This is a genomic window from Kribbella sp. NPDC026611 (assembly GCF_040638345.1).
Classification (GTDB): Bacteria; Actinomycetota; Actinomycetes; order Propionibacteriales; family Kribbellaceae; genus Kribbella.
The window spans coordinates 712332-737056 of the sequence record NZ_JBEZYC010000003.1 but is presented as its reverse complement, the minus strand read 5'-3'; the positions used below and the strand labels follow the sequence as shown (position 1 = coordinate 737056).

General features: G+C 69.1%; 19 protein-coding genes. 12 read left to right on the top strand and 7 right to left on the bottom strand.

Going from position 1 to position 24725, the window contains the following annotated elements; all coding sequences use genetic code 11:
- Window positions 1-39: 39 nt before the first annotated feature.
- From AB0E69_RS15390 to AB0E69_RS15380, 3 genes are read left to right on the top strand one after another with little or no spacing between them, the layout of a single operon-like run.
- On the top strand, window positions 40-1221 hold the full coding sequence (locus AB0E69_RS15390; protein ID WP_360144878.1) for a molybdopterin molybdotransferase MoeA: 1182 nt from the start codon (window positions 40-42) through the stop codon (window positions 1219-1221).
- Window positions 1209-2078, top strand: a complete 870-nt coding sequence (fdhD, locus tag AB0E69_RS15385; protein WP_360144875.1) for a formate dehydrogenase accessory sulfurtransferase FdhD — start codon at window positions 1209-1211, stop codon at window positions 2076-2078. The genes AB0E69_RS15390 and fdhD overlap by 13 nt, the downstream gene beginning before the upstream one ends.
- Window positions 2071-2592, top strand: a complete 522-nt coding sequence (locus tag AB0E69_RS15380; RefSeq protein WP_360144872.1) for an SRPBCC family protein — start codon at window positions 2071-2073, stop codon at window positions 2590-2592. Before fdhD ends, AB0E69_RS15380 begins: the two co-directional genes overlap by 8 nt.
- Here the strand turns inward: AB0E69_RS15380 and AB0E69_RS15375 are convergent.
- The 3 genes from AB0E69_RS15375 to AB0E69_RS15365 form a co-directional block, all read right to left on the bottom strand.
- Window positions 2586-2816: a hypothetical protein gene (locus AB0E69_RS15375; protein ID WP_360144869.1), complete on the bottom strand. Its 231-nt coding sequence runs from the start codon at window positions 2814-2816 to the stop codon at window positions 2586-2588. The genes AB0E69_RS15380 and AB0E69_RS15375 overlap by 7 nt on opposite strands.
- A 122-nt stretch (window positions 2817-2938) precedes the next feature.
- Entirely contained in the window at window positions 2939-3367 is a 429-nt protein-coding gene (locus AB0E69_RS15370; RefSeq protein WP_360144866.1) for a MerR family transcriptional regulator, read from the bottom strand.
- A 40-nt stretch (window positions 3368-3407) separates the two neighbouring features.
- Window positions 3408-4433, bottom strand: a complete 1026-nt coding sequence (locus AB0E69_RS15365) for an aminotransferase class V-fold PLP-dependent enzyme (protein WP_360144863.1) — start codon at window positions 4431-4433, stop codon at window positions 3408-3410.
- Window positions 4434-4522: 89 nt separating this feature from the next.
- Here AB0E69_RS15365 and AB0E69_RS15360 point away from each other — a divergent pair, with 89 nt between their 5' ends.
- Window positions 4523-5569: an aldo/keto reductase gene (locus AB0E69_RS15360; RefSeq protein ID WP_360144860.1), complete on the top strand. Its 1047-nt coding sequence runs from the start codon at window positions 4523-4525 to the stop codon at window positions 5567-5569.
- A gap of 19 nt (window positions 5570-5588) precedes the next feature.
- Here the strand turns inward: AB0E69_RS15360 and AB0E69_RS15355 are convergent, their stop codons facing one another.
- Window positions 5589-6740, bottom strand: coding sequence for an MFS transporter (locus AB0E69_RS15355; RefSeq protein ID WP_360144857.1), 1152 nt, complete (start codon window positions 6738-6740; stop codon window positions 5589-5591).
- Complete coding sequence (locus AB0E69_RS15350; protein ID WP_360144854.1) at window positions 6737-7237, bottom strand: MarR family winged helix-turn-helix transcriptional regulator; 501 nt, start codon at window positions 7235-7237, stop codon at window positions 6737-6739. The genes AB0E69_RS15355 and AB0E69_RS15350 overlap by 4 nt, the downstream gene beginning before the upstream one ends.
- Before the next feature lie 87 nt (window positions 7238-7324).
- Here AB0E69_RS15350 and AB0E69_RS15345 point away from each other — a divergent pair, with 87 nt between their 5' ends.
- From AB0E69_RS15345 to AB0E69_RS15310, 8 genes are all read left to right on the top strand, one after another.
- Complete coding sequence (locus AB0E69_RS15345; protein ID WP_360144851.1) at window positions 7325-7558, top strand: hypothetical protein; 234 nt, start codon at window positions 7325-7327, stop codon at window positions 7556-7558.
- Window positions 7559-7646: 88 nt separating this feature from the next.
- Entirely contained in the window at window positions 7647-8666 is a 1020-nt protein-coding gene (locus AB0E69_RS15340) for a LacI family DNA-binding transcriptional regulator (RefSeq protein ID WP_360144848.1), read from the top strand.
- A 73-nt stretch (window positions 8667-8739) separates the two neighbouring features.
- The gene (locus tag AB0E69_RS15335) at window positions 8740-10026 is read left to right on the top strand and encodes an extracellular solute-binding protein (protein ID WP_360144845.1); all 1287 of its coding nucleotides are present in this window, start codon (window positions 8740-8742) and stop codon (window positions 10024-10026) included.
- 13 nt (window positions 10027-10039) lie between these two features.
- Window positions 10040-10981 (top strand): sugar ABC transporter permease, encoded by a 942-nt coding sequence (locus tag AB0E69_RS15330; protein WP_360144842.1) that lies wholly within the window; start codon window positions 10040-10042, stop codon window positions 10979-10981.
- Entirely contained in the window at window positions 10978-11847 is an 870-nt protein-coding gene (locus tag AB0E69_RS15325) for a carbohydrate ABC transporter permease (protein ID WP_360144839.1), read from the top strand. The genes AB0E69_RS15330 and AB0E69_RS15325 overlap by 4 nt, the downstream gene beginning before the upstream one ends.
- 23 nt (window positions 11848-11870) lie before the next feature.
- A complete protein-coding gene (locus tag AB0E69_RS15320; RefSeq protein ID WP_360144836.1) occupies window positions 11871-13373 on the top strand; it encodes an alpha-N-arabinofuranosidase in 1503 nt (500 codons plus the stop codon).
- 24 nt (window positions 13374-13397) lie between these two features.
- A complete protein-coding gene (locus tag AB0E69_RS15315) occupies window positions 13398-14015 on the top strand; it encodes a TMEM175 family protein (RefSeq protein WP_360144833.1) in 618 nt (205 codons plus the stop codon).
- Window positions 14016-14131: 116 nt separating this feature from the next.
- On the top strand, window positions 14132-16774 hold the full coding sequence (locus AB0E69_RS15310) for a GNAT family N-acetyltransferase (RefSeq protein WP_360144830.1): 2643 nt from the start codon (window positions 14132-14134) through the stop codon (window positions 16772-16774).
- Here AB0E69_RS15310 and AB0E69_RS15305 read toward each other — a convergent pair.
- Window positions 16701-23645: a hypothetical protein gene (locus tag AB0E69_RS15305; protein ID WP_360144827.1), complete on the bottom strand. Its 6945-nt coding sequence runs from the start codon at window positions 23643-23645 to the stop codon at window positions 16701-16703. The genes AB0E69_RS15310 and AB0E69_RS15305 overlap by 74 nt on opposite strands.
- Before the next feature lie 89 nt (window positions 23646-23734).
- The gene (locus AB0E69_RS15300; protein WP_360144824.1) at window positions 23735-23992 is read right to left on the bottom strand and encodes a hypothetical protein; all 258 of its coding nucleotides are present in this window, start codon (window positions 23990-23992) and stop codon (window positions 23735-23737) included.
- Window positions 23993-24725: the final 733 nt, after the last annotated feature.

Sequence of the window (24725 nt, the reverse complement as noted above, 5' to 3'; positions counted from 1 at the left end):
GAGTTGGACAACCCACCCCGGCCCCGCAAGGCTTCCTGGGTGGCAGACGACAACCCGCCGGTGAGTTGGGATGCAGCGCGGGAGTTGGCGCACAGTGCGGCGCGACTGGGGCCGGTGGTTTCCCGGGAGCTCGCGCAGGTTGACGGGTGCGTGCTGGGGACGCCGTTGGTGGCCTCGGGGGATGTGCCGCCGGTGGATCGGGCGGCCATGGACGGGTTCGCGGTCTCAGGGACTGGTCCTTGGCGAGTGGTCGGGCGGGTTCGGGCTGGGTCGGCCGAGCGCTTGCGGTTGAAGGATGGGGAAGCCGCGGAGATTGTCACCGGAGCGGCCGTGCCGGCGGGGGCCTCGGCTGTGGTGCGTCGTGAAGATGCCGTGGTGTGTGGTGAGGTGGTGGCCGGGCCTGCCGAGGACGGGCGGCACATCCGGCGTGCGGGGGAAGAATGCCGGGCCGGCGAGCACTTGTTGCCGGCTGGGGTGGTGGTTGGGCCGGCGGTCCTGGGCCTGGCAGCGACGGTGGGGCTCAATCGGTTGACGGTGATCGAGCCGCCCACGGTGAGTGCGGTCGTGACCGGAGACGAGCTGGTGCATCGGGGTACGTCGGGGGCGGGCCGGGTGCGGGATGCGATCGGGCCGATGCTTCCCGGGCTGATCACGAGAGCCGGAGCGCGGGTCGGGCGGATTGATCACCTGGGTGATTCGCGGGACGAGCTGCGAGCAGCCGTGGACGCAGCGGAGGCAGACCTCATCTTGGTCTCGGGGTCCTCCGCGGCGGGGCCGGCGGATCACCTGCGGCCGGTGCTCGCGGAACTGCACGCGGAGCTGATCGTCGATGGTGTGGCGTGCCGGCCCGGGCACCCGCAGGCAATGGCCAAGCTGCCGGACGGGCGGCTTGTCCTCGGCCTTCCCGGGAACCCATTCGCGGCGCTGGTTGCCTTCCTGACCCTCGGCGGCGCTGCGATCAGACGGATGCGCGGCCTCCCGCTCCCGACTCTCACTCGAGCCTCGGTTCCCGGCGGCATCACCTGCCACCCGACCAGCACCCGGCTCGTCCCGGTCCGCTTCACTGATCAAGGCGCAGTACCCGTAGGTCACGGCGGAGCTGCCATGTTGCGCGGTCCGGCCCTCGCCGACGCGCTCGCCGTCGTCGACCCCGGTCCGGCCGAGGCGATCGCCGCCCGGCTCCTACCCCTCGATCCAGGAGCACAGCCATGGGCCGTCTGATCGCCCGCCGCCCGGTGGTCCGGATCACCCCGGACAGCGACCGCTCGCGGCCGGACAACATTGCGGTGGAGGAGCCGCTCGAGCTGCGGGTGGACGGGAAGCCGCTGGCCGTGACTATGCGCACGCCTGGGCACGATGTCGAGCTTGCGCATGGGTTTCTGCACACCGAGGGCGTGATCGGGAGCGTCGACGACATCCGGGACGCGCGGTACTGCGACTCGCGTGACGACGAGGGGCGCAACACCTACAACGTCCTCGATCTCGGGCTCGCCCCCGGCGTACCCGCACCGGTCACCGGCGTCGAGCGCAACTTCTACACCACCTCGTCCTGCGGCGTCTGCGGCAAGGCTTCCCTCGACGCGGTCCGGACCAAGACCCGCCACTCCCCCGCGAACGACGACGTCAAGATCCGGTACGACGTACTCGCAACTCTCCCCGACGCGCTCCGCGAGCAGCAGCAGGTCTTCGACCGGACCGGCGGGCTGCACGCGGCCGGACTGTTCACCCCGGCGGGCGACCTGCTCGTAGTTCGTGAAGACGTCGGCCGGCACAACGCCGTGGACAAGGTCGTCGGCTGGGCGCTGCTCAACGGCCAGATCCCGGCGCGCGGGCTGATCCTGATCGTCTCCGGCCGGACGTCGTTCGAACTCGCGCAGAAGGCGGTGATGGCCGGGATCCCGGTCCTCGGCGCGGTCTCCGCCCCGAGCTCGCTCGCGATCGACCTGGCCGCCGAGTCCGGCCTGACCCTGGCCGGCTTCATCCGCAACGGCAACCTCAACGTTTACGCCCGCCCGGACCGCATCATCACCTGCATGTCGAGGTCGCAGTACGGCGTCCGACGTACCGGGCATGACTGACGATTTGGGAGTGACCGGCGCTACCACCGGCGTCGAGGTACTGGTGCAACTGCCCGTCCACGCGGTGTGGACCGGCATCACGGCGATCGACCGGTACGGCGAGTGGAGCCCGGAGTGCTACTACGGCGCCTGGCTCGACGACCGCGGCATCGTCGCCGGAGCCCGGTTCGAGGCGCGGAACCGGTTCGCCGACGGCTTCGAGACCTACGTGATCTGCGTGGTGACCGCGGCCGAGGAGCTGAAGCGTTTCGCGTGGGACGTGTACGGCGACGAGCCCGTCCCGCTCGCCCACTGGGAGTACGAACTGGAGGCCCGCGGCAACGAAACGCTGGTCCGCCAAACCTTCACCCACGGCCCCGGCATCAGCGGTCTGCGCCTCGGCGTCGAAAGCGAGCCGGCCCAGGCCGCCGAAACGATCCAGGGCCGCCTCGACGAACTCGCGGCCAACATGCGCCACACCATCACCGCGATGGCGACCGCCCTCGTACACGCGGACGGAGCTGGTCGTCAGTAGAGATACAGGTGGAAGGGCGGGTCATGGGGCTCCCAGTCGCAGGCGTAAGTGTGGTAGATGTGGCCGGCCCGGCTGATCTGCCAATTGCCCTGACTCTGGCAACTCGTCAGGCTTGCGTAGTAGCCGCCGGAGTCCTCCACAGTGGCGTCGGCCTGAGTGGGGACAGCGGCCGCACCGGCTACGAACAGCACGGCAGCCGCGCCGGCCAAGTACTTCCTCTTCATCAAGACCTCCTGTTTGCCTGACGGAAGGTCAGCAAAGCACCTCGGACGCGGAGGGAGGCACCCCTTCGACAGGAGTCAAATGGTCAAGAGGACTTTTAGGGAAGCCCGCTCCGGGGACTGCTTCAGGAGGCTTCGCTGGTGTTGTCTCGGGCGACGGGTGGGCCGGACCACAGGCAGTCGGCGTCGCCGCTGTCGAGGTGTTGCTGGTAGACGGTCACCTTGTGGGTGATGACGCGCATGCACTCCTGCAGGTCCGCGAGCTGCGTCGCGACGTGCTCCTGATGGCTGCGCAGCAGCTCGAGCCGCTCCTGCTCGTTGCCGGAGCCTTGGCGGACCAGGTCGGTGTACTTACGGATCGTGTCCAGCGGCATCCCGGACGAGCGGAACTTGATGCACATGTCGAGCCACTCGACGTCGTCCTCGGTGTAGACGCGCCGGCCGTTCGACTCGCGCCGTACCTGGTCCGCGAGCAGCCCCTCGCGCTCGTAGAAGCGGAGCGCATGCACGCTCAACCCGGTCCGCTCGGCCACCTGCCCGATACTCAGCCCCATAGGCGGCACCTTAGCCCCCGGTTAGATCACCCTCTAGCTATTAAAACAGTGGTTTTAGAGCGGTCAAGGCCTGTTGTACGTCGGCCTGCGTCGAGTAGATGTGGAACGACGCGCGTAGCTTGCCGTCGCGGACGGCGGCGCGGATCCGGGCGGCATCGAACGCCTCCTGGGCGCCCGGGAGCGACGTACTGACGATCGCCGAGTCGCCCGGCGGCAGGCCCAGGCCGGCGCGGAACTCGTTCGCCAGCCCGACGTTGTGCCGGTGGATGGTCTCGACGCCGATCTCCTCGATCAGTTCGAGCGCCGGTGCCGCTCCGACGTAGCTGAACCAGGCGGGCGACTGGTCGAACTTCCGCGCTCCGGGCGCGAGATCCATCTGCGGTCCGTAGTACGAGCCGTGCACCGTCCGCCCGGCGTACCAGCCCGCGGCCGACGGGCGGCAGAGCTCCTGCAGCCGCGGCGACAGGTAGCCGAGGGTCGCGCCGCGCGGCGACATCATCCACTTGTAGGTGTGGGCAACGAGTGCGTCGATACCGTCCACTCCGATCGGCAGCCAACCGACCGCCTGGCTGCCGTCGATCACCACGAGCGCACCAATTTGCTTGCTAGCAGCAACCACAGCCGCGAGGTCCAGTACGGCGCCCGTCGACGACTGAACGGCGCTCACGGCCACCAGATCGATCCCGGGTTTGATCGCGGCGACCAGCTCGTCCCCCGGTACGGCGATCACCTCGGCGCCGCACACCTGCCACGGGAACACGTTCGAGGTGAACTCGACGTCGTCGGTCAGCACCTTCGCCCCGGCCGGCAACGCTGACGCGATCGGCGCGATCGCGGCCGAGACCGTGCTCCCGACGAACACGTCCGCGGCGTCGGCTCCGACCAACCGGGCGAACGACTCCCGCGCCCGCGTGGTCGACTCGTCCCACGGCTCCCAGCTCGTCGCGCCGACGCGCCAGTCACCGAGGGCGGCCTGAAGCGCGTCCCAGGCCGGCTTCGGCGGCAAGCCGTACGATGCGGTGTTCAACCAGCCCGGCTCGGGGTCCCACAGCCCTGCGAAGTCCATGCGCCCACCCTACGGGCGGGGTTGACCTAGACAGCGGTCTAGCTTCTAGCGTTCGTCTCCAGACGCAGTACGGCGAACCAGGAGGCTTCATGCACTACCGCACGCTCGGCGGAACCGGGATCGAGGTCAGCGCCCACTGTCTCGGGGCGATGATGTTCGGCGCGGCCGGGAACCCCGACCACGACGACAGCATCCGGATCATCCACACCGCCCTGGACCAGGGAATCAACTTCGTGGACACCGCCGACATGTACTCGACCGGTGAGTCCGAGGAGATCGTCGGCAAGGCGCTGAAGGGCCGCCGCGACGACGTCGTTCTCGCGACCAAGGGCCACTTCCCGCTCGACGACGAGAACGTGCGGAACCGGCGGGGGAACTCGCGGCGATGGCTCACCCGTGCGGTCGAGGACAGCCTGCGCCGGCTCGACACGGACTGGATCGACCTGTACCAGGTGCACCGGCCCGACCACAGCACGGACATCGAGGAGACGCTCTGGGCCCTGACCGATCTCGTCTCCGCCGGCAAGATCCGCGCCTTCGGCTGCTCGGCGTTCCCGGCCGAGGACATCGTCGAGGCGCACCACGTGTCCGAGACCCGCGGCTACGGCCGGTTCCGGACCAACCAGCCGGTGTACTCGATGCTCGCCCGCGGGATCGAGCGCTCGATCCTGCCGATCTGCCGCCGGCTGGGGATGGGAGTGCTCACCTACAGCCCGCTCGCCTTCGGGTTCCTGTCCGGGAAGATCCGCAAGGGCCAGCCGATCGACCTCACCTCAGGTCGCGCGGCCCTCGCGCCCTACCGCTTCGACCCGACGATCCCGGGCAACGCGGCGAAGTACGACGCCCTCGAGCAGTTGATCGAGGTGGCCGAGGACCTCGGCGTGACGCTGCCCGAGCTCGCACTTGCCTTCGTCACCACCCACCCGGCGGTCACCTCCGTCATCGCGGGCCCCCGCACCATGGAGCAGCTGACCGGCCTGCTGAAGGCCGCCGACCTCGCTCTCGACGACGAGACCCTCGACCGCATCGACAAGATCGTGCCTCCCGGCACGGACCTCTACCCGGCGGTCGCGGCCGCGGAGCCTCCTTCCCTCACCGACATCGCACAACGGCGTCGCCTGTACGCCGACCGGTAGCCGCCAGAGGTTGCGCCGCTCATGGCGGGTCGGCGTACCGTGCGCCGTCTCGGCGGAGTGGCCAACTGGCGACCGCCCCGGCAACCGCGCAGCTCAGCGCGGAGGTCGCCAGGATTGTCGCGGGCGAGTAGTGGTCGACAGCGAGGGCGCCGACCGCGGCGCCGAGGGGTGAGGCGATGGCCAGCAGGGCGCGTTGGCGGCCGAACATGACGCCGTGCGCCGCGGGGTCGACCCACCGCTGGAGCGCGGTGGTCTCGATCGCGGAGTACGGACCCCAGACCGCGCCGGAGAGGGCGAAGATCGCGATCGCCGCCGGCAAGGTCTGGGTCAGGACCAGCGGGAGCGTGATCAGGCCCCAGACAATCGCGCCGAGCGCGTTCACCAGGCCGGGGCGACGACGGCCGAGGTACGCCGCGAGTGGGACCGTCGCCAGTGCACCGAGCCCGAAGACAACCCACAACGTCGTGTAGCCGGCCACACCGCCGCCCAGCTGCTGACGGGTGAAGTGTGGGAGGACGCTCTCGAACGGGCCGTAGGTGAAGTAGTAGGCGGTCGAAAGCGCTATCAGGCCGATGACCGCCCCGCTCGCCCAGCCTGGTGATGAGGATGGCCGGCGTGGGCCGGCGGTGGGTCGGGGCAGGCGGGTGGCGATGGCCAGGGCGGCGAGCATCATCGTCAGGGGGAAGAGGAAGGCTCGGCCGGGGCCCAGCAACGCGAGGGCCGGGGCGGTGAGGGCGGCGCCGAGGACCATCGGGACCTGATCGCCCAGGCCCAGCAGGGCGTTGGCGCGGGGCAGGAGGTCGTCGTCGACCAGTCGCGGAACCAGCGTGCGCGACGCGGAGTAGGCCAGCGGTGGCGTCGTACCGGCGCAGGCGCACAGCCCGAGCACGATCCACAGCGAGAAGTGCCCACCCCAGCCGGCGACGACCAGGGCGGCCATCAGCACCGAGCGAGCGCCGGCGTCGAGGAGCAGCATCGGGACCGGACCGAAGCGGTCGACGGCGCGGCCGCCAATGATGCCTCCAGCAACGGTTGGTAACCGCATCGCGACCACCAGCAAGGCGGTTTGCGCACCCGACCAGCCTTGCGGCTCGGCAATCCACAGCAGCACGAACATCACAAAGCTGTCGGCCGTGGACGCCAGCATCCACGCGACAGCCAGCCGCCTCATGATGACCCGACCGACTCGTCCACCGGACACTCCTCCCCGCACGCCGGCCAGTCGCAGAACCGGCAGGTCGAGTCAGCGGTCACGCGAGCCCGCTGGGTACGCCGGAGCGCCGCCGACAACAGCTCGTTCAACTGGCGCCGCTCGGATGCGGTCAACGCACCAAGGACCTCGGCACTCGCCTCGTCCCGCGCGGTCGTCCACGCCGACAGCAGGCTGCGACCGGACGCGGTCAGGCTCAGCTCGAGGACACGCCCGCGGCGCGCGCGATCGACGTACCCGAGGCCTTGCAGGCGGTCGATCAGCCGGACCGTGCCGGACTGCGTGAGCCCGATCCGGCTCCAGAGCCAGTCTGCCGAGCACCCCTCGTGGCCGGCGAGCAGCGTGAGTGCGGCCAGGTCGCGCGGACCCAGGCCCGGAGGCATCACCTCGCCGACGGCGGCGGTCAGTGCATCGTGGCTGCGGAGGGTCCAGGCGGCCCAGACATTCGCTTCGGACATGACTCATTCATATGACTCAGTCATGTGTTGCGCCAGTGGTGGCGTGTCGGCGTACCGTGAGCAGCGACAGGTGACGAGGAGGGTGCTATGAGTTTCGACAGGCCCGGGCTGCCGCATCCCGGTCATGAGCTGCGGCCGGAGGTGGACGACGCGTTGGCCGAGGAGGGCGTCGAGTTCACCGACGACGACGAGCCGGACATCCCGGAGCACCCGGGCAGCACCTCGGCCGGCCCGCAGCCGAACCCGGCCCGCCGACCGCCGCACGAGACCCCTCCGCCCGAGGCACCTCTGCCTGAGCCTGAGGCCGACCCGGGCGACTGAACACCCGGCGACTGATCACGGGGTGAGCCATCACCATCCGTGAGTGCACTACCGTTGCTGCCGACGACGGGCGCTCGGGGGTGACACGGTGGCGGTGACAATGCGCGACGTGGCCCGGCATGCCGGCGTCTCGCCGAAGACGGTCTCGAACGTGATGAACGGCTACCCGTACATCCGCGAGGCGACCCGGACCAGGGTGCTCGCCTCGATCGATGCCCTCGGCTACCAGCTGAACATCTCTGCCCGGAACCTGAAGTCCGGCCGGACCGGCATCATCGGGCTGGCCGTGCCCGAGCTCAGCCTGCCGTACTTCGGCGAGCTCGCCGACGCGGTGATCGAGGCCGCCGAGGAGCACGGCCTGACCGTGATGATCGAGCAGACCGGCGCGGACCGGGACCGCGAGCTGACCGTGATCAACCGGCCGCGCGGGCACCTGGTCGACGGCCTCCTGTACAGCCCGCTCGGCCTCGGTCAGGACGACATCGGGCAGCTGAACTCGTCCGCGCCGATGGTCCTGCTCGGTGAACGCATCTTCCACAGCCCGGTCGACCACGTGATGATCGACAACGTGGCCGGCACCAAGGCCGCGGTCGAGCACCTGCTCGCGCTCGGCCGCCGCCGGATCGCCGTCCTCGGCGTCCACCCCGGCGAGCGCATCGGCACGGCCGCCATCCGGTACGGCGCGTACGCGGCCACCCTGGCCGGGCACGGGCTCCGCGTACCCGAGGAGCTTGCCGTACCGGCCGGGAAGTGGCACCGCTCGACCGGCGCCGAGGCGATGGAGGCCATCCTCGCCTCGGGTCTCGAGTTCGACGCGGTCCTGGCTCTGAACGACACGCTCGCCCTCGGCGCGATCCGCGTCCTGACCCGCCGCGGCGTCCGCATCCCCGACGACGTCGCGGTGGCCGGCTTCGACAACATCGACGAGGCGCAGTACAGCATCCCCACCCTCACCACCGTCGACCCGGGCCGTGCCCACATCGCCCGCACCGCGGTCGAGCTCCTGGTCCGGCGGATGTCCGGCGACGACTCCGAGCACCAGGAGATCGTCGCCCCCTACAAACTCTTCACCCGCGAGTCGACCCTCGGCACCTCGAAGCCGCGGTGAGGTGTTGACGGCAGGAGGCCGTCCGGCCATTCTTTCTACACCGATGTAGTACACCGATGTAAAGCAGGCACGCATGGTTGACGACACCGCTCCTCGTCCACGGCGCCGGGCAGTTCTCGGTGGTCTGGTGGGCGCCCTCGCGCTGACCGGCTGCGGCACCCTCCGGTCCGGACCGCGGGTCCGGGAATGGAACCTCTTCGGCGGCGGCGACGGCGCCCGGCTGCTGCAGATCCACCAGCAGTACGTCGCCGAGCACCCCAACGTACGGTTCTCGGCGACGACGCTCGCCTGGGGCCCGCCGTTCTACACCAAGCTCGCGATGTCGGCGGCAGGCGGCCGGGCGCCCGAGGTCGCGACCATGCACATGTCCCGGATCAAGGGCTTCAGCCCGACGACGATGCTGGACCCGATCCCGGTCGACCTGCTGAACGCCGCCGGCGTCAGCCAGTCCGACTTCCTCCCCGCGACCTGGGACCGGTGCGTGATCGACGGCAAGCTGTACGCCGTACCGCTGGACCAGCACCCGTTTGTCCTCTACTACAACACCGACATCTGCAAGAAGGCCGGACTGCTCGGGCCGGACGGCAAGATCAAGCCGGTCAAGGGCGTGACGCCGTTCCTGGACATGCTCCGCGCGGTCAAGGACGCCACCGGCAAGTACGCGGTCTCGGTCGACACCACCAGCCCGTGGCGGCTCTGGTACACGCTGTACGGCCAGCTCGAGGGCGAGTTCCTGAGCCCGGACGGCAAGGAGCTGGTGATCGACGACGCGAAGGCGCTCGAGGCCCTCGACCTGATCGCGAAGCTCGCCGCCGAGGGGCTGACGCCGAAGTCCGCGAACTACGCGGCGCTGGTGGCCCAGTTCAGCAACGGCGAGGCGGGGATGAGCTTCAACGGCGAGTGGGAGGTGACGACGTACCAGACCGCGAAGCTGCCGTTCAGCATGGCGCCCTTCCCGGTCGTGTACGACGTACCGAAGTTCCAGGGTGACTCGCACACGCTCGTGCTGCCGCACCAGGCGAGCCGGAACCAGGACGACACCAAGGCGACGATCGAGTACATCGCCTGGCTGCTCAAGCACAGCGCGCAGTGGGCGGCGGGCGGCCACATCCCGGCGTACCAGCCGGTGGTGAAGAGCCCGGAGTACCTGGAGCTCAAGCCTCAGGCGGAGTACCGCAGCGTCGCGCCGAACGTGTTGTACGACCCGGACGCGTGGTTCAGCGGCTCGGGAGCCCAGCTGGAGAACGAGTCCGGGGCCGCGTTCAGCGGTATCGCGACCGGACAGGTCACGCCGAAAGCGGCGCTGGCGCAGTTCAAGGCCGCCGTCCAGAAACTCCTCGACACCCCCTCCCCGGTCTGAAAGGAGGACCACCATGGCTGTGCAGACTCCCTCTCGTGCCGTCGGCACCACCCGGCCCGCCGGGCCGAAGCCCGACACCGGCCCGCCGTGGCGGGAGCGGTGGGGCGGCCTGTTCTTCGCGGCGCCGTTCCTGCTGCTGTTCGCGGTCTTCCTGCTCTGGCCGGTCGTTTCCGGGCTGTGGAACAGCTTCTTCAACACCAGCCTGGCCGGCGTGCAGCACCGGTTCCTCGGCCTGCAGAACTGGCGGGAGATGTTCGGCGACCCGGCCGTCTGGGACGCGCTGAAGAACACCTTCGTCTTCACCGCGATGAGTACGCCGCCGCTGGTGATCGTCGCGCTGGTGATGGCGCTGCTGGCGAACCGGAAGGGCCTGCTCGGCTGGCTGCTGCGGTTCTCGTACTTCGCTCCGTTCGTCCTCCCGGCCACCGTCGTGACGCTGATCTGGGTGTGGATCTACCAACCCGGCTTCGGACTGGTGAACGGGCTGCTGACGGCGGGCGGCTTCGCCGAGATCGACTGGCTGAACACCGAGAACCGGGCCATGCTCGCGGTGGTGATCACGACCGTCTGGTGGACGGTCGGGTTCAACTTCCTGCTCTACCTCGCTGCCCTGCAAGGGATTCCGGCGCAGGTCTACGAGGCGGCCGCGATCGACGGCGCGAACGGGCGGCAGCAGCTGTTCCGGATCACGCTGCCGTTGCTGCGCCGGACCACCGGGCTGATCGCCGTACTGCAGTTGGTCGCCTCGCTGAAGATCTTCGACCAGGTCTACCTGATGACGACCGGCGGCCCGAACCACGCGACCCGCCCGCTGATCATGTACATCTACGAGTCCGGCTTCACCGGCTACCGGATCGGCTACGCGTCGGCGATCTCGTACATGTTCTTCGCGATCATCGTCGTGGTCGCGCTGCTGCAGTTCAAACTGTTCGCCGGGCGGGGAGACGCGGAATGACGACCGTTACGTTGCCGACAGCCACCAAGGCGGCCGGTCGGCCGGTTCGCTGGACCTTTCCCAAGGCGGCGACCGCGGTCGGTGCCGCGATCCTCGCCGTCGTCTGGCTCGTCCCGCTGCTCTGGGCGCTGGACACGTCGCTGAAGCCGGAGCCGGAGACCACCCGGGCCCCGATCACTTGGTTGCCGGAAGCACCTACTTTCGCTGCGTACCGAAGTGTGATCGACCAGGGCGACCTGATCCGCTGGTTCCTGAACAGCACCGTGGTGTCGGTGCTGGTGACGGCGCTGACGCTGGGGGTCTCGGTGCTGGCCGCGTTCGCCTTCTCCAGGACCAGGTTCCCGGGCCGGCGGGTGCTGTTCGGGATCGTCATCGCCGGCATCCTGGTGCCGCCGCAGGTCCTGATCGTGCCGCTGTTCCAGGAGATGACCGGGCTCGGCCTGGTCGACACCTACTGGGGCATCGTGCTGCCGCAGGTGGTCGCGCCGGTGATGGTGTTCGTGCTGAAGAAGTTCTTCGACGGCATCTCCCGCGACTACGAGGACGCGGCCCGGGTGGACGGCGCGTCCCGGTGGCGGATCGTCTGGAGCGTGATGGTGCCGATGTCCCGGCCGATCCTGGTGGCCGTCGGGATCTTCACCTTCATCGGGGCCTGGAACAACTTCCTCTGGCCGTTCATCGTGACCACCGACCCGTCGATGATGACGATCCCGGTCGGTCTCGCCAACGTGCAGGGCTCGTACGGCCTGCGCTACGCCCAGATCATGGCGTCCGCCGTGCTGGGTGGTCTTCCCTTGCTGATCGTCTACGCCCTGTTCCAGCGCAACGTCGTCCGTGGCGTCGGCGACGCGGGGATCAAGGGCTAGACACCTATGACAGGAGCAACCTGGTGCCCTCTGCCGCGCTGACCATCGATCCCGCCTTCACGATCGCGCCGGTGAACCGGCGTACCTTCGGAACCTTCGTCGAGCACATGGGCCGGTGTGTCTACACCGGGATCTACGAGCCCGGCCACGCGACCGCTGACGAGGACGGGTTCCGCAAGGACGTGCTCGAGCTGACCCGGGAGCTCGGCGTCTCCGTGGTCCGCTACCCCGGCGGCAATTTCGTCTCCGGCTACCGCTGGGAGGACGGCGTCGGCCCGCGGGAGGACCGGCCGCGCCGGCTCGACCTGGCCTGGCACAGCGTCGAGACCAACGAGTTCGGCCTGGACGAGTTCATCCGTTGGTGCGAGAAGTCCGGGGTCGAGCCGATGATGGCGCTCAACCTCGGCACCCGCGGCGTCCAGGAGGCGCTCGACCTGCTCGAGTACACGAACCACCCGGGCGGTACGGCGTTGTCGGACCTGCGCGAGCGGCACGGCGCCGCGCCGTACGGCGTCAAGCTCTGGTGCCTGGGCAACGAAATGGACGGCCCGTGGCAGATCGGCCACAAGACGCCGACGGAGTACGGGCGGCTGGCGGCCGAGACGGCCCGGGCGATGCGGATGATCGAGCCCGATCTCGAGCTCGTGGCGTGTGGTTCGTCGTCGTCGCAGATGCCTTTGTTCGGCAGCTGGGAGCGAGACGTACTGCGCGAGACGTACGACTTCGTCGACCACATCTCGTGCCACGCGTACTACGGCAACGACGACGGCGACACGGCGTCGTTCCTGGCGTCCGCGGTGAACATGGACCGATTCATCGACTCGGTCGTCGCGACTGCGGACCACGTCGGCGCGGAGCTGAAGAGCAGCAAGAAGATCGGCATCTCGTTCGACGAGTGGAACGTCTGGTACGGGGAGCGCTCGCGCCGGACCGACGACCCGGCCGACGCCTGGGAGGTCGCGCCGCGGCGGATCGAGGACGAGTACAACGTCACCGATGCGGTTGTGGTCGGCAACCTGTTGATCTCGTTGCTGCGGCACAGCGACCGCGTCGCGGTGGCCTGCCTCGCGCAGCTGGCGAACGTGATCGCCCCGATCATGACCGAGCCCGGCGGCGCGGCCTGGCGGCAGCCGACGTTCCACCCGTTCGCGATCACCTCTCGGCTCGCGGCGGGCGACGTACTGCGGGTGCAGACGTCGTCGCCGACGGTCAGCACCGCGAAGTACGGCGAGGTCGCGGCCGTCGACGCGGTCGCGACGTACGACCAGGGCAAGCTCGCGCTGTTCGCGGTGAACCGCTCGGCCGAGGACGCGGTCGAGGTCACCGTCGACCTCAGCCGGACCGGCGTCACCGGGATCGACGAGGCGCTGATTGTGCACGAGGAGGATCCGCTGGCCACCAACTCGGTGACCGAACCCGATCGGGTCACCGCGCGGCCGTTCGAGGCGATCGAACTCGCGGACGGCAAGCTGACGATTACGCTACCGGCGATCAGCTGGATGGCGGTTTCTCTGTCGACGGACTGAGGGCGCTGGGTCAGACTGGGCGCCGTGAACTCCCAGTCCGACCTCGCCGAGACGAATCGGCTCGAAGCATTCAGCGACGGCGTCTTCGCGATCGCCATCACCCTCCTCGTCCTCGAGCTGAAGAGCCCGCACCTCGAGGAGGGTGAGCGGTTGTGGCCGGCGCTGGTGAACGAGTGGCCACAGTTCGCGGCGTACCTGACCAGCTTCGCGATCCTCGGCGTGATGTGGATCAACCACCACTCGATGTTCCGGCAGATCCAGCGGGCCGACCGCGGGTTGATGTTCCTCAACCTGTTCCTGCTGCTCTGGGTGACGTTGCTGCCGTTCCCGACCAGCCTGTTCGCGGAGCACCTGCGGCACGAGTCGAGCAACGCGCGCGTCGCCGGCGCGGTCTACAGCGCCACCCTGACACTGGCCGCGATCGCGTTCAGCCTGATCTGGTGGCACGTGCTGCGGCGGCACCTGGTCGAGCACACCATGTCCGCCGCCGAGGTCCGCACGTCCCTGGTCCGGTACTCGTTCGGCAGCGTCGTCTACGCCGCGACGATCGGGATCTCGTTCATCTCCCCCTCGGCGACCCTGCTGATCGTTTTCCTCCTGGCCCTGTACTACGGCTTCGAACAACTCAGAACCCGCGACTGAACTCGGTACCAAGGTGCAGGGTTGACCCCGGAGGTGCAGGGTTGCCCCCTGAAAATCTCGAGGGGCAACCCTGCATCTCGACGGGCAAGGCCACCACCAACTGAAGCGAGGAAGCTGTGAATGCTCGGGTCTTCCGGGATGCGTACGGCGTACCCAGCCTGCAGGCCGGTGATCCGTTGGCGTTGGTGTATCTGCAAGGGGTCAACGCGGCTCGGGACCGGGCTTGGCAGCTCGAACTGGAGCGGCGGCGGTGCTTGGGGACGAGTGCTGCTTTCCTCGGGGTGGAGGCCGCGCCGTGGGACGTATTCGCTCGGCAGGCGCGGCTCGCGGACACGGCGCGCCGCTGCTTCGATGCGCTCGACGACGAGACGCGCGAGTGGGTCACGGCGTACGTCGAGGGGGTCAACCATGCGCTGCCTGGTGGGGCCTCGCGGGCGCCTGAGTTTGCGCAGACCGGGCTGGTTCTGGAGGAGTGGGAGCCGTGGACTCCGCTGGGGATCTGGCTGGCGGTGCACATCCTGTTCGCCGGCTTCCCGACGAAGCTGTGGCGGACACATGTCGCCAAACACCTGGGCGACGAGGCTCTGGAGCTGTTCACCTCCGAGGGGCCGTTCGGGGCTGGGAGCAACGGTTGGCTGATCCCGGGTTCGCACACGGCGTCCGGCCAGGCGATCGTGGCCGGTGATCCGCACCGGTACATCGAGAGCCCCGGGGTTTACCAGCAGATCCGGTTGACGTGCCCGGAGTACGACGTACTCGGCCTGGCTGTGCCTGGGATCCCGGGCTTGGCGCACTTCGGTCATACCGGCGGGGTGTCGTGGGCGATCACCAACGCGATGGCCGACTACCAGGACCTGTATGAGGAGCAGCTCCGGCGGACAGCTGACGGCGTCGAGGCGCTGGGGCCGTCCGGCTGGGAGGCCTGCGCGGTTCATACCGAAGTGGTCGAGGTCGCGGACCGCGAGCCGATCGAGATCGACGTCGTGGAAACGGAACGTGGGCCGGTGATCAGCGGGGCGCCGAGCGCGGCGCAGGCCGGGGCGGCGGTTTCCTTGCGGTATCCCCCGCGGGTCACCGGGAGGCTGGGGTTCGAGGCACTTCCTCGGTTGCTTCAGGCAACGACTGTGACAGAGGTGGATGCCGCGGTCGACGGGTGGGTGGAGCCGGTGAACGTGGTCCTGGCGGCCGACACTCAGGGCGGCTTGCTGCATCGGGTGGCTGGAGCGGTGCCTCGGCGGAGGCGCGACAACATGCTGCGGGTGGTGCCTGGGTGGGAGGCGGAGTACCAGTGGGACGGATGGTTCGAGCTGCCGCGAGAGGACGTCGCCGGGCCGGCGGTGATGGCCAATGCGCGGGAACTGGCAGCGGAGCTCGGGGTTGAGTTTGCCGCGCCGCATCGATCCGGACGGATCCGCGCACTGGTGAATTCGCGGACCGACTGGACGGTCGACGACATGCCGTCCATCCACACCGATACCTTCCTCGGCTCGGCCGGCGCCATCCTCGATCTGCTCGTCGACCTTGACGAGCTGTCACCAGAGGCCGTTGCCCTGCGCACCGAGTTGCTCTCGTGGGACCGGCGGATGGATGCGACGAGCACGACAGCCTCGTCGTACGCCGCGGTCCGCAAGGCGCTGATCTCGCGGCTGACGGATCACTTCGCGGTACTGGAAGGCGCCGACTGCCCGGAACTGTTCCTGCCGTGGATGGATCCGCTGACGCATGTGTCGTACGGGTTGGAGAACCTGATCGCCACCTCGCTCCCGGGCATCAATGTCGCTTGGCTGGCACGCGAGGCACTTGAAGAGGTGGCAGCGCGCGGCCCGCGGCCCGCGTGGGGTCAGACGCATCAGCTGGCGCCGTTGCACGCGTTGCGTGGTCCGGTGTTCGCGCCGGACGAGGAGCCGTACGACCTCGAGCTGTCCGGCGACCACCACTGCGTCATGTCGACGTCGAGCCTGCCAGGCCTGACGGACGTGTGCCTGCGCGCGTCCGCGGCCAGGTACGCCTTCGATCTCGCCGACCGCTCGTCCAGCCGCTGGGTGGTCCCGCTCGGTGCCTCCGGTGTACTCGGCAATCCCCACCACCACGATCAGCTTCCCCAGTGGCTGCGCGGCGAACTAGTGCCCGTACCGGACGAGCTGACTCGCGAGGACCGTTCCTACGCGACCACGATCAAAGGCCTCGGCAAGGTCGTCATCGAGGAGTTCGATCCGGCCCGCGACCTCGATCTGATCCACAGCTGGGTCTCCGCGGACCGGGCCATCTTCTGGGGCATGACGGAACAGTCCCGGGCCGACATCGCGAGCATCTACGAGTTCCTCGATTCGGTCCCCACGCACCACGTCTACCTCGCGCGGCTGGACGACGTACCGATCGCGCTCCTCCAAACCTACGACCCACAAGCCGACCCGGCGGGAGCGGCGTACGACGTCGAGGCCGGCGACATCGGCTTACACCTGCTGGTCGCGCCCGGCGATCCCCGACGCGGCTTCACCGGAAACCTGGTGACGGCGCTCCTCCGCTTCGTCTTCGAGCACCTGGTGCACCCGCGCCTCGTGGTCGAGCCCGATGCCCGCAACACCCCGGCAATCGAGCGCTTCCAGCGCAGCGGCTTCGCCCTCGGACCGCAGGCCAAGATCACGCTTCCGGACGGCAGCAGCAAGCAGGCGCAGTTCGCGTTCCTCACCCGAGAGGCCTACTTGGCACGTCCTGGGTCCGTTGAGTTAGCTCCTCGGCCGACTTCCGGGCGCGGTTGATCGCCGCCAGGACACCTGTTCCGGTGTGGATGTGGCCGACCGGTCTCGGCTTCGGCCTGTCGGCCGTCGGCGCCTGGCGTGCGACCAGGGCGTCGTACTCGTGCCGCTGCAGGACCATGTACGCCTCGCCGGTGGCAGCATCGACGACCGTCCGGTGGACGAGCTCGCGCTCTCGCCCGTCCGCCTGGATCGCCGTCCGCTGCAGCGTCAGGTCGAAGTTCACCCGAACCTTGATCGTCACCAACTCACCCGTCTCGAACCGGCTGCGCTCGCCCCGTGCTCCGCGGACGTCCGTCGTCGTCTCCGAGATCTGCTCACCGCCCGAGATCCCACCGCTCATCACCTCGGGGGCGCTGAGCGTCCCCGACCCGCTGACCGGAAGCAGCCGCCCGGTCGTCGTACTCTGCGCCACCGTCCGCTGGCTACGGTTCACCTCGCCGAGCTCACCGTTGGAAACCCCCACGACCTCGACCTGCGAGACCCGGGCCTGAATCGTCACGCCCACGGTCTGCTGACGCCCACCCACCACCTCGAACGGATCCAGCTTGAACCCTTCCGCACCGGCCATCCGGCTGAAGCTCGCATTGACTGCCGAAGCCCCTAGCTTCGCCGCCAGCTCGGCACGATGCACCTCGACCCCACGTGCACCCAGAAGGTCACCGGCCGCCAGCTCTCCCGAGACCACGTCCGCCAGCGCACCCGTCTCGACCCCCTCCACGTAGTAGGCGGTGGGCAGCTCGATCTCCTGCTCGACTCCGCTGATACTCGTCCGAGCCAGCGCACCTGTCGGGATGAGCTGCACCACCTGCCCCGCGATCGTGAGAGTCGGTGCGTCGATGGCGAGAGGCTGATTCAGCGGCACCCGGCGTCCGAGCGGGCTCTTCGTCGCGGTCGCCGGATCCAGCGTGACCTCCACGGTGAGCCGCAGCCCACGACCAACCCGCCGCACCCCGTCGAACGTCGCCAACCGCTCCAGCCGGGTCCGCTGCTCGGCATCGGTGGTCGACGTACCGGCCGCCCGATCGGTGCCGGCAGTCCCCGAGTGCACGTCGTCGGCAGCCCCATCCACCGTGATCCCGTGCGACGACCCGTCATTCGTGGTGTGACTCGACTCGGCGTACAGGTACCGCTGCCCGATCGTCACCACATCCTTCGCCGTACCCAGATCCTGCGCGCCCTCGGTGAACTCGGCCTTGATCCGCACGGTGACCTGCTCACTACTCAACTGCCCCGGCTTGCCCACCGGATACTCCCGCACGAACCCGGTCCGGCCCAGCATGTCCTCCAACCGCCCCCACCACCGCTTCCCGGCCAGATCCGCGAACAGACTCTGGCCCAGCACCGGATCGCTGGCCAGCTCCACTCCCAGCTCGCGCGTCAACTGCTCCTGCACCTCGGCCAGCAGATCAATGTCACCGTCGAGCTCGACGCTCTCGATCAGGCTCGATCCCAGCTGCCGTTGATGCTGAGGCGGTACGTCGATCGGCCGCTGCACCGGATCCTGCAAGACCTTCGCGAGCCGCTCCTCCGGGCTCTGTCCGGTTCGGTGCGGACTCGGCATCAGCTTCCCGATCAGGGCGGCCGGCGTGTGGTTGATCGCCGGCGGCGGCAGTGGCACGCCGTTGGCCTCGGCAACGATCAGCTCCGACCGGTAGCGGCGTACCAGACTTGTTGCGGCCCGTCGATCCAGGTCGAGGTGACCGTGCAGGTACCGCTCGACCGCGTCCGCGACCTGGTCCAGCGGCAGGTTGAGATCGTGCTGACCGTAGAACCGCAATGCGTCCCGCTCGGCCAGCTGGAACACGGTCTCCGTCACCGTCGGGATCTCGCGGTTGCCGACCGCGACCTTCAGATCGACGTCAGCGGTGAAGACGTAGTGCCGGCCGGTCTCGATCGTCAGCCGCTCGACGCCCCAGATCGTCTGCGCGGTCCGCGTCTCGGCATCGCTGGTGCTCAGCGCCGCCTTGGCGCCGGCCCGGGTCGCTCCGCCGGAGGCCTCCAGGCCGCCACCACCGGTTCGCCCGGTCGCGGACCCATGGTTGCCGAGGGCAAAGTTGATGTCACCGGACACCGCCTCGGTCACCGAGACCAGCGTCGGCCCGGACACCCGGCCGGTGAGCGCCATCGGCACCCGCCGGGTGATCCCGCCAGGCGCCGGCACGAGGAGCGTCGTCCGGTACGCCGTACCGGTCCACTCCGGGTGTGCGAGCAGGTTGCGCGCGTTGAGGAAGGCGGCGAGCTGTTGCCGGACCGCGGGCAGTTTCCCGAGCCGACCCGGGAGCAGGTCGCCGAGATCCCCGGTCCGCAGCGCGAGCAGAACGGCCCGGTCGAGGACCTTGCGCGGCACCTCGACGTACGTCGGTGTGCCCCCCGGCCGCGGCACGTCGTACGGCAGGAGGTCGCTGTCGATCAAGATCCGGGCGGACTCCTCGCTGCGGTACAGCTCGTTCTTGCCGATCTCCTCGACCGTGAGGGTGTGGTCGACCTCGAAGACGGCGACCGGCGAGGTGCTCTCCACCAGTGTCACCTGGTTGATCGTGCCGCCGGTGAACCAGGCCAGCGCGCGGGCCAACGCGTTCCGGCCGTAGGACAAGGAGACGTGACCCTCGCTGGAGCTCATCGAGAGCGGGTCGAGCCGCCAGCTCCAGTTCTTCGTCCGGACTGCCGAACGACCCGCGGTCTCGGAGCCGATGTTCAGCAGCACCACGGCCTCGTCGTTGGTGATGCCAACGGGCCGGGCGGCGTGCTGCTCGAGGTCGACGCGGAGGCTGATCGTCTCCACCGGCTGTGCGGTCCGGGCATGGGTCAGCGTGATGACGAGCCCGGTCCGGGACGCGATGTCGTAGCCCGCCTGCAGCCGCGGGCCGGACAGTTGCGTACGCAGCTCGTCGAGGTTGAACAGCTGGGACTGGGCCTCGACGGGATCCCGGGACAGCTTGGTGAGATCCGGGTTGCCGTTGCTGTCGAGCGGTGGGACGAAACCGCGGTCGGCGAGTTGGTCGACGAGTGCGCGGAAGGCCTGGTCGGTACCGGTGACCTGCTGGACGTTCCAGGGACCGGCGGCGGCGAGCCGGCCGTTGTCGTCGATCGCCCAGGCGGGGAGCTCGAGCTTGCGGCCCGGCACCGTCTGGGGACGCGGGTCGCCGCGGAGGATCGGCTCGCCGTGGTGGGTGTCACCCGTAATCGTCGCCGGGTCGACCGGCAGGCCGTTGCGGTAGGCATCGTTCACCTTGATCCGGGTGAGGAGCTCGCTGGCGCCGCGAACAGGTTTGGTGGGCGTGTTGTCGAGAACGAGTTGGACGCGGTGGTCCAGGACGATGCGGTAGCCCTGGGTCGGGCCGGTGAAACGGTGCACGCCGACATGGATCGCCGTACCGCCGCCGGAGATCGACTCCGAGCGCGCGGCTGCTCGACCGGCCGTTGTGTTGGGGCCGACGTCGGTGCCGGTTGGATCGATGTCCTGGACGGCTTCGCCGGCGTAGCCACCCGTCGCGGACAGGTCGGCGCTCGCTGTGAAGGTCTGCTGGGTGCTGGAGTTGGAGAAACCGACAACCACCTCTTCCTGCCAGTGCGTGGTGCTGTCGGCGCCGACGCGTTCCACGGCTTCGTAGCGGAACGTGGTTTCGACCTCGACGTGGCCGACGGGCTTGCCGCCGGCGGTGAGCGGCTGGACGATGGTCCGCTCGGTGAGGCGACCGGGGACTTCGGCGGTGAGGGTGGCCCGGATCTGCTCCTCGACCTGGCGGCGGTCGCTGGGGCCGAACCGGTCGAGCGCGTGGGCGTTGCGGTCGATCACGTCCTCGGACAGTTGCTCCAGGCCACTGATCGTGGTAGGCGCGTGGCTCGGGAGCCGCCCGGTCCGCAGGTCGGTGCGTTGGGCAACCGCTTGGGAGGGCGGGACGGTGTAGGCGTGGGAGGCCCAGGCGCGGAGCTCCTCGGTGCCTTGGAGTCTGTTGGTGGTCCAGATGGCGTCGCGGGTCGGTCTGGTGTCGAGCTGCCAGGTCGCCTTGCCGGTGTAGAGGATGGACTCGCCGCGGTTGTCCTGCACGGTGCCGCTCTGGGCGAACTCGGCGGCATTGGCCGTCAGTGCGCGGGCGCGGCCCAGGTTGAGGCCGCTCTTCAGGGTGAGGTCGTTGAGCCACGGCTGGTTGGTGGCGTGACCAATGAGTTTGAGGATCGCGGTCAGCGGCAGCGTGAACGACGTACCGAACTTGCCGGTCGAGGTCGCGGAGAGCTTGCGGGCGGTCTGCTGGAAGATGCCGCTGATGATCTCGGACGCCTTGTTCGGCGGGTCGACGACCTCGGTGAGCTGCTCCACGGTGAGCCGCAGGCGGAGGGTCGGACCGAGCACCAGACCGTCGTCGCTGACGAGCTCGGTGAACCGGGCGCTCAGGAGCTGGTGCAGCTCGGTGGAGGTGATCGTGAGGTGCTGGTTGACCGCTTTGACCAACGCCGCGAACTGCGGGAACCTGCCGGTCGGCGTCAGCACCGCGGGCAGCGGCGCCTGCTTCTCGAGCAGCTGCCGGTACGCCGTGACCTCGGCTGCGATCCTGGTTGCTTCGGCGTGGAGGTGCTGCGGACTGCTGGTGCCGGCGCTGGCGAGCAACTGGGCGTAGGCGTCACGAGCGCCTGTCAACTTGGCCAGCGCTTGCTCATAGGTGTCCGCCAGCCTGCTGTGCCAGTCCGCGAGCTCCCGCTGCTTGGTCTCTTCAGCCTCGGCCTGCCGCTGCCGGGCGACCTTCTGGTTGTCGAAGGCCTCCTGGACCTTTTCCTTGCTCGCCTGGTCGGCAGCTTGCCTCGCTTGGTCTGCCGCCTCCCGCTTGCTGTCAACCAACCTCTGCAGGCTCGCCACGCTCTCATCCAGCCCGGCGAGCTCCCGCCCGACGGTCGCCTTGAAGTTTTCAGTGCCAGTCAGCACATCATGGTTGGCGAGAACGCCGGTCAGCTCGGCGATCGAAGCTGCCGGGTACTGCGTGAGCCGACCGGTCTGTACGTCGACAACCTCGGCCCTCGCAACCAACCGTCGTATTCCGTCGACACCCGCGACCGCCTGCAACCGGACCCGTACGAACTGTCCGCCTTCGATCAACCCCCGCAGCTGCTCCTCGAAGGCCGCGAAGGTGTCCGCTTCGACCTCCACCCCCGGCGGGATCAGCGCGCGGGCACGATCCCGCGCGAACGCCCAGTCCAGCGCGATCCGCGGCAACCGCGGTACCCCAGGCAACTGCTCGGGCGTACGCACCTCTCCCAGCTCGAGCACGACCTCGTCCGGCTCGCCGTCCCGCCCAAAGCTCCAGGTCCCGCGATTACTCGACTCGTTGGACACCACCTGCCCCGACACCGGCCCGTCACCATCAACCCGAGCGCCCACCACGTATGGATTCAGCGCCCGATCGATGCCGCCTTGCCTCGCCGCCGCGTCGGTCGGACGCACTTCGGGCGCCGGCGCAGCCGGCCGGATCTGGGTGGGTTCGGCCGTGCGGGCTACTGACGGGCGGATTCGGGCGGCGAGGTCCTCGAGGCTGGTGGTGCGGTGGATGACGGACTCTTCGGTGGTGGGGTCGGTGATCTGGGCAGCGGCTTCCAGCTGGTTGGTTTGCGGGTTGGTCGAGTAGGTGAGCTCCACGTGTAGGCCGCGGGTCAGGGCTGCCTGCACGGCGCTCTCCAGTCGCTGGACCGCGGCCGGGGAGAAGACTGCTTCCGCGGGGAACGAATCTCTCCGCACGACGGACTCGGCTGATTGCTTGGTAGCACCAACGGTCTCAGTGCGCTGGACTCCCACGGGTCGGCTGGGGGAACGGTCTTGGTCCGCTGCGCCGGGGTGCGGCGGAGTGGCGTTGGACGTGTCGGGGGTGCCACTTGGGGGCTCGTTGTGGGGGTTGGTCAGGTCGGTGGGGGTGGTCGGGGTGGTAGGGGTGCCGCCTGCGCCGTCGTCCGGGGACTGTGACATGTCGTACTCGGTGACCGCGAGGCCTTTGGCTACTGCTCGGCTGGGTCGGAGCTCCACTCGGGCTTTGGCAACGAAGTACTGGAGGTCGCCCGAGTCGAGGGCAGCTTGCATGGCGTCTGCTACGCCGCGCTCGTTGGAGGGGAGGTTGCGGCGTTGCATGGCGGCGAGGATGGAACGGACGTACTCGCGATGGCCCTGCTCGTAGGAGCGGCCGTCCGCGCCTCGGCGGGACCCCAGGGTGCCGGCGACGCTTTTTGCTTCCACCACGGCGAAGCCGAGGATCTTCCCGGTGGTGGCGTGCATGCGGACATAGATCTGGTCGAAGCGGCCGGGACCGCCTGCCTCGGTGCCCGGGACGCGGAGGATGATCTCGCCCGGATGGACTGTCTCGAGCCAGCGGAGCATCGCTCGGGCGAAGGATTCGCCCAGGTCTTCGCCGGCGTTCTGGGGAGTGCCGGGCGGGTCGGCGGCGAGTTGCTCGGCCAGTTGACGGCGTACCTCGGCTCGGGTCAGCTCGCGGCGGGCGGTGCGTTCGGCCGCGGTGGGCCGGCGTACGACGCGGCGGAGTTTGCCCATGCTGCGCATCCAGCGGTCGGCCCAGCGTTGCAGGTGGATGCGGTCGTCGAGGCTGAGGCCGAGGTCGTCGAAGTCCACGGTGGACCGGCCGATCGGGCGGCCGGGGACGATCTCCATCGGGGCGAACATGCCGCTCGGGAGGAACCGTAGCTTCGGGACCGGGATCTGGTGGACGGGACCGCCTGGTTCGGCGGCCGGGAACGTCATGTCCGCGGCCCGGCGACCGCGGCCGAAGCGTTTGACCACCGTGGTCGGTTTGCCGGTGTCCTTGGCGATGTCGGGGCGCTGGTAGTAGTAGTCGCGCAGTTGCTGGGCGGCGGGCGTCAGGTTGCCGTCGGCATCCACTTCGTTGAGCGCGGCAACGAAGGCGTCGTACGCCGAGCGGTCGAAGGAGGTGCCGGGCTCGACCTCGAAGACGCGTTCGCCGGCGGGGGTCAGGTCAGGATCGTGCCCGGTGGGAGGTTCGGAGCCGTCGTCCGGTCGACCAGCAGGGTCACTCGCTTCGTTGCCGGGTGGGCCGAAGCGGCGGAAGAGGGGAACTCTATCGCCAGGACGTGGACCGCCTGGTCCGTCGTCGTCCGCAGTGTGGCGCCTTGGCTGATCGTGCCGGTCTTCAGTTGGCCGGGGACCAGGAGGCCGGCTCGGGTCGGAAGGTCGTACGTCGTCTCTACCTCGAACTCGATCTGCGTCATGGCTGGCGAGCCTTTCCAGTGCTGTCTGCTCATTGGCGGTTGCTTCGGCTTCGAGGGTGGGGAGGTTGTCGCTGGTGGGGGTGGTGCCGGAGCTGAGCTGGCGGGCGTGGGTCTGTTCGTGGGCCAGGGTCGCGGCGAGGATCTCACGGGAGGCGAAGCTGGCTGGGCCCAGGCGGATCTGGGTGCCGGCCAGGTCGGCCGGGGTGTAGGCGTAGGCAGATTCGCCGGCCAGGTAGGCGAGCTCGGCCGGGTCCTCGACGATGTGGACGTCGATGCCGGAGAGATCGACACCGGCCGCGGCTGCTACTTCGGCGACGGTCTCCGGGGTTTGCGGGAGGGACGTCGTGGGTGGAGTCTCTTGCCTTGGTACTGCGGGCAGCGCGGGTGCTTCGGGCGCGGGGTTGGTGATGGCCGGGTCAGCGGTCGACTGCGGGGCTGTTGCCTGCTGCTGGGTGGTCGATTGAGTGGTCGACTGCGGGGTTCTTGCCGGCTGCTGAGTTGCGGTCGGTTGTTGGGTGGCGGTCGGTGGCGTCGTAGTCGACTGATGAGGCGCCGCGGGTTGAGCGGTCGACTGCGGGGTTCCTGCCGGCTGCTGAGTTGCCGTTGGTTGTTGGGTGGCGGTCGGTTGCGTGGTGGACGACTGATGGGGCGTGGTCGGCTGAGCGGTTGCTGGCTGGGTGGCGGTTGGCTGCTGGGTGGCGGTTGGCTGCTGGGTGGCCGTTGGCTGCTGGGA